This is a genomic window from Streptomyces sp. DvalAA-14 (assembly GCF_900091855.1).
Lineage (GTDB): Bacteria > Actinomycetota > Actinomycetes > Streptomycetales > Streptomycetaceae > Actinacidiphila.
Window position 1 is genome coordinate 1 of record NZ_FMCH01000310.1, and the last position, 3,437, is coordinate 3,437.

At 76.0% G+C, this 3,437-nt stretch carries 2 protein-coding genes; both read left to right on the forward strand.

Translation table 11 applies throughout. The annotated features are described in order from the left end of the window. A partial coding sequence (locus GA0115240_RS15655) for a type I polyketide synthase (RefSeq protein WP_141708847.1) occupies positions 1-2,292 on the forward strand: 2,292 nt, incomplete at its 5' end. Next, on the forward strand, positions 2,289-3,437 hold a 1,149-nt coding region (locus tag GA0115240_RS15660; RefSeq protein WP_093737290.1), incomplete at its 3' end, for an FAD-dependent oxidoreductase. The genes GA0115240_RS15655 and GA0115240_RS15660, both read left to right, overlap by 4 nt.

Below are 3,437 nucleotides of genomic sequence, written 5' to 3' on the forward strand. Positions count from 1 at the left end.
GGATCCGCCGGGCGGCTGTGGCTGGTGACCCGGGGCGCGGTCAGCACCTCGGACTCCGACCCGCTGACGCATCCGCAGCACGCGCAACTGTGGGGCCTGGGCCGGGTGGCGGCCCTCGAACACCCCGGCACCTGGGGCGGCCTGGTGGACCTGCCGGGTGGCACGGCCGACCGCCGGCTGCTCGCCCTCCTGCCGCGGGCCCTGGCGCTCCCCGGCGAGGACCAGCTGGCGCTGCGTCAGGCCGGGATCCTCGGCTGCCGGCTGGCCCGCGCCCCCCGGTCCGCCGCCGCCCCCACCACCTGGTGCCCGTCGGGTACGGCGCTGATCACCGGCGCCGAGCAGCCCGGCGCCGCGCACCTGGCCCGGCGGCTGGCCCGTGAAGGGGCGGACCGGCTGCTGCTGGTGGCCGCGACCGGGGCGGACCCGGCGGCGATCGCGCTGCTCTCCGCCGAGCTGTCGGCCGAACTGCCCGCGCTGGGCGTCCGGGCCGATGTGGTGACCTGCGACCTGGAGGACCGGGCGGCGGTGGCCCGGCTGCTCGCCGACATCCCGGAGTCGGCGCCGCTGGACGCGGTCTTCCATCTGGCGGAGCTGCTGGAGGAGGGGCCGCTGAGCGCCTTCCCCGCCGACCGGTTCGAGCGGGTGCTGGCCGTGAAGGCGACGACCGCCCAGCTGCTGCACGAGCTGACACTCGACCGGGAACTGTCGGCCTTCGTGCTGTTCTCCTCGTTCGCCGCCACTTTCGGCGGCGGCGTGGGCGTCGGCGCTTTCGCGGCGGCCAACGCCCACCTCGACGCGCTCGCCGTGCACCGCCGTTCACTGGGTCTGCCCGGCACGTCGGTGGGCTGGGGCGGCTGGGACAACGCGGGTGCCACCGACGCCGAGCGGGCCTTCGAGGAGTCCCGGCGCGAGCGCCTGGTCCAGCGCGGCCTGCCCGCCCTCGACCCCGACCTCGCGCTCACCGCGCTGATGGAGTGCCTGGACCGGCAGGAACGGGCGACCGTCGTGGTGGACGTCGACTGGCCGCGCTATCTGGCCCGCGTCACCGCCTCCCGGCCCAGCGCGCTGCTCAGCGGGCTGCCGGAGGTACGGGCGCTGGAGCGGGAGGCCGAACGGATGGCGGGCCCGCGGGCCGCGACGGGCGGCGGGCGGCTCGGGGACCTGACCGGGCTCGACGCGCAGCAGCGGCATCTGCTGCTGCTCGGCCACATCCGGGCCGAGACCGCCGCCGTGCTCGGCCACACCGACCCCGACGCGGTGGATCCCGGGCGGGCGTTCCTGGAGATGGGCATGGACTCGCTCACCACGCTGGAGCTGCGCAACCGGCTGGGGTCCACCACCGGGCTCCGGCTGGCCGCGGACGCGGTGCTCGCCAGCCGCACCCCGGAGGGGCTGGCACGCCGGCTCGACGAGGAGCTGTCCGCGGGCCCGGCCGCCGAGGCGGCCGGCGCCGCAGCCGCGCCCGGCGGGCTCGGCACGCTGTTCGCCCGGGCCGGCGAGCAGGGCAGGACCGCGGAGTTCATCGACCTGCTGGCGTCCGCGGCGGCCTTCCGGCCCGCGTTCGGCGCCGGCGAGGAGGCCGACGGGCTGGAACCGCAGGTGCTGGCCCGCGGCACGGCCGAGCCGCAGGTCTTCTGCTTCCCCACCGTGCTGGCCACCTCCGGGCCGCTCCAGTACGCCCGGCTGGCCGCGGCGCTGCCCGGAGGCCACACCGTCTCGGCGTTCGCACTGCCCGGTTTCACCGCCGGACAGCGGCTGCCCGCCGATCTGGACGCGCTGGTCGAGGCGGCGGCGACCGCCGTGCGCGCGGCGGCCGGGGCGGCCCCCGTGGTGCTGCTCGGCTACTCCTCCGGGGGCCTGCTGGCCCAGGCGGTGACCGAGCGGCTGGAGGAGTGGGGGGTGCATCCCGAGGCGCTGGTGCTCATCGACACCCACGTCCTGGGCGACGGGATCCTGACCCGGCTGGGCGGCGAGCTGATGGCCGGCATGGCGGACCGGGTCGGCGAGCTGACGCCGCTCGACGACGCCCGGCTGACCGCGATGGGCGGCTACCTGCGGCTGCTCGCGGACTTCGTGCCCGGGCAGGCGAAGGCGCCGACGCTGCTGGTCGGCGCCGGCGACCCGGTGGCGGGCTGGACCGAACAGCACAACTGGCGGGCGTCCTGGCCGAAGCCGCACGAGCGGCTTGAACTGCCGGGCGACCACTTCACCTTGATCGAGGAACAGGCGGAGCCGACCGCCCGCGCCATCGCGGCCTGGCTCGACCACGTGCTACGCGGAGGAGAGCGATGAACCCGGAGAACCCGACCACGACCCCCCGTATCCCGGTGCTGATCGCGGGAGGCGGCACCTGCGGGCTGGCCGCGGCCTGCGAACTGCTGCGGCTCGGCGTGCCGGTGCGCGTACTGGAGGCGGAGGCCGAGCCGAACAAGGGCTCGCGGGCGATTTTGCTGTGGCCGCTCGGCCTGGACGTGCTGCGGCACCTGGGCCTGTACGAGGAGGCGGTGCGGCGCGGGCTGCCGCTGCGCGCCCTGGTCTACCACCTGGACGGCGGCCGCCGGCTGCGCAGCGAGATCGGCGCGGAGAACCAGGCGCTGCTGCTGCCCCAGGACCGGACGAGCGCCCTGCTGGAGGAGGAGTTGGTGCGGCTGGGCGGCCGGGTCGAGCGTTCGGTGCGGGTCACCGACGTGACCAGCGACGGGGAGACCGTCACCGTCAAGGCGCAGGGCCCGGACGGCAGCGAACTCATCGAGGCGGACTGGCTCATCGGCGCGGACGGTATCGGCAGCGCCGTGCGGCAGAGCCTCGGCGTCGACTTCCCCGGTTCGAGCCTGCCGACCACCTATCTGGCGGCCGAGGGACTGATCGACGGCGAGGCCGAGCGCGGCGCGGTGCACTACTTCCTGCGCTCGACCGGCCCCATGGTCTACGCGCCGCTCTCCGGCGAGATCACCCGGCTCGGGACGCCGATCGCGCCCGACACGCCCGTCACCGCCGAGACCGTGCAGAAGCTGCTGGACCTGCGCGGTCCGGGCGGTCTCCAGGTGCGCGAGCTGCACACCCTGAACACCTTCGGCAGCCAGGAGCGGATCGCGGTGGCGCTGCGCACCGGCCGGACCTTCCTGGTCGGCGACGCGGCGCACGCGCACTCGCCGATCGGCGGCCAGGGACTGAACCTCGGGCTCCAGGACGTCCACAACCTGGCCTGGAAGCTGGCCGGCGTGATCGCCGGGCGGCTCGACCCCGCCGTGCTGGACACCTATGACACCGAGCGCCGGTACGCGGCGCAGCAGACCGTCGGCAGCACCGGACGCTTCACCAAGATGTTCACCCTCGGCCCGAAGGCGGCCAGGGCGCGCAACGCCGGCTGGCGGCTGCTGGAGGCGACCGGGGTGCTGCGGCGGCGGCTGATCCCGCTGCTGGCGGGGTGGCGGGTC